2 protein-coding genes are annotated in these 2,465 nt (G+C 42.1%); both read left to right on the forward strand.

Going from position 1 to position 2,465, the window contains the following annotated elements; all coding sequences use genetic code 11:
* A partial coding sequence (locus PR795_RS18040) for a DUF6453 family protein (protein WP_272516983.1) occupies window positions 1-972 on the forward strand: 972 nt, incomplete at its 5' end.
* 60 nt (window positions 973-1,032) lie between these two features.
* A partial coding sequence (locus tag PR795_RS18045; protein WP_272516984.1) for a phage tail fiber protein occupies window positions 1,033-2,465 on the forward strand: 1,433 nt, incomplete at its 3' end.

The following is a 2,465-nucleotide window of genomic DNA, read 5'->3' on the forward strand; positions in this document are numbered from 1 at the left end:
GGTAAACCGATTGAAATCACGAACAAAACATTCCCCCTTTCATTCATTAAAAAAATCACCGTCGATCCGTGGTCTGGTGATAAATACAATAAAGTGAAAAGCTTTAATATCCCCGGACTGTCAAAGTACGACGTTGTAATTGTGCCAATGTCAATATGTCAGTTTAATGCTTATGGCTATGTATCTAAAGTTTTAATTAGTCGATGGTGGGTGGATGGGGATACGTTCAGATGTGAGTATAGCCAGATAGACTGGGGTGGCGGATGGTTACCAGGTAATGATGGGAAGTCTCACTTTATGTTATTTGGCACCCTAAAAGAGGTGCCTAAAAACACATATGGAATATTCATTAATGGCATTGATGGTGCAATCGATAATTTTAGGGGGATAACGCAAGAAAGTGATTTATCGTACTGTGTATTTAGAGAAAAAATTCGCTTAACTGACCGGCAAAAATGGTCAATGCCTGCCACTATCCCGAACCGTGATTCAGCCTGTGTTTTTATGCGTCCTGCATCGTCAAGCCATGTATTGAGATATGACCGGGCAAATAAACAGGTATGGTCTAATGGGGCAGGTGATGTATACATTGTTATTTTTTCATACGGGCTCAATTTGCAACCAGCAGATGGGCTAACTATATGGAACAGTGCAGGTAAAGTTACGTACAGCTCTGATTACGTCCCATTCGTTAAAAATGGACATCAACTTACACTTAACAAAAATTCAGCGACGAGCTCATTCGCAGCGCCAATGTTTACATTTGATACGCCATCGCCTTGGGTTGAAGAAGAAAGGGATTCATACAACATATTTGCCGGCGGTTATAAAGTTTCTGGAAATAAGCTCATTGGTGCTCGTTTGTGGACGATTGGAAGTTACCCAATATACACAGGGTCATCAATGGATATCTATGACCAAAAAATAATCTACGGCGGCAGCTACGCCATAGACCTCAACGACTACTTCTAAATACCAATTCAACGATAAGCCGCGAAAGCGGTTTTTTTGCGTCAAAATTTTGGAGTTAATATGATTTATCAAACAGGCACAATCACAACCACAGCAGGACAAACAAAAATAAAAGGTACCGGAACGCGTTGGAAAGATAACTTAAACGGTATCTCAGAAGGTTGCCCAATCTCTTATCTCATCAATAACGTTGTGTACTTTAACAATGTGCTATCTGTGAATTCAGATACCGAGATTAACTTAACCTATCCGGTACCAGTAGCAGCCGCAGCAGCCAAGTATCAGATTGCGACTTTCGTTCAAGACAGCATGAGCGATGGTGTTCGCAAAATGCTAGCTAATCAGCAGTACATTCAGTATTTCCTGCGCAACATGGATGCATGGCTAACGCAAGACGGCATTGTTGAAATTAAAACTCCGACTGGGGAAACGGTAAGGCTCGAAAGCATCATTGCACTGAAGAATTTGATTGATGGAAAATTTGATAAGAAAGGTGGAATAGTAAACGGCACTGTATTCGCTAACGATTTAATAAAATCGACATCTGGGAAAATAAGAGCGACCAATAAAGATAGTGACATAGCTCTTGAAATACAAGCTACAGATGACAACAAACCAAAACTAACATCAATAAGAAAGGGAGGGCCTTGGCGAGAGCACATTTTACCAAATGCCAGTGGAACATTGATGCAAGTTGGTGATTACGGTTTTGGTGGGGTTGCAATTACTGTCCCAGCAGGTACCGGTTATGACGGAGTCACAACCACTGGGGTATTAAAAGGCTCCGGTGTTCCCGGAACGCCACCTGACAGTTTGCCGTGGGGATCGGTGTTGCATTTACAAAGGGAATCTGGTCGCGCAACACAATTAGGCTTTTGGAAAGGAAATATAGCGACACGAAGTCAATTAAATGGAGTTTGGGATGATGGTTGGATTTATGCATATACACAGGCAAATACAACAAAAGATGCAAACGGAAATCTAAAAGCTGCATCCCCAATCATTAAAGTTTTCGCAGACCACATCGAACTAAACGAAGAATCAGAAGGCGTAGAACTCGAAAAGCTGGGTACCGGTCGCTACAAGTTAAAAGGCACTCTCGGTATGAATTCGGATGCTAGCTGGGGCGGGTACAATGGTGGGTTAGTTGCTCCTTTGGGTATTAACGGATTGGAATTGCTTTGGGTCGATTACAAAGTATTATCCGATGGCGATATCATCATTGAAACAAACTATCGTAAGCACTCCGATTTACCACCACCGGTATTATTGAAACGACTTATCACTTACCCTGAATTCATGGACGAAAACGGCGATGAACTCGAAAGCTATGCTCCAGTAGATATCCCCAATGGTCACTGGATTGATGTTCGTGTGAATATGCCAAGTGATTCTATCTACAATCAGAAGCTAGCTGAAGCTGAGCGATTAGCGAAAATTGAAGCTGAGCGGGTAGCGAAAGAAGAAGTTGAAAAAGCTGCACGTGAGGAAGC

Origin of the sequence: Providencia sp. PROV209 (assembly GCF_028479485.1) — a bacterium.
Taxonomy (GTDB): Bacteria; Pseudomonadota; Gammaproteobacteria; order Enterobacterales; family Enterobacteriaceae; genus Providencia; species Providencia alcalifaciens.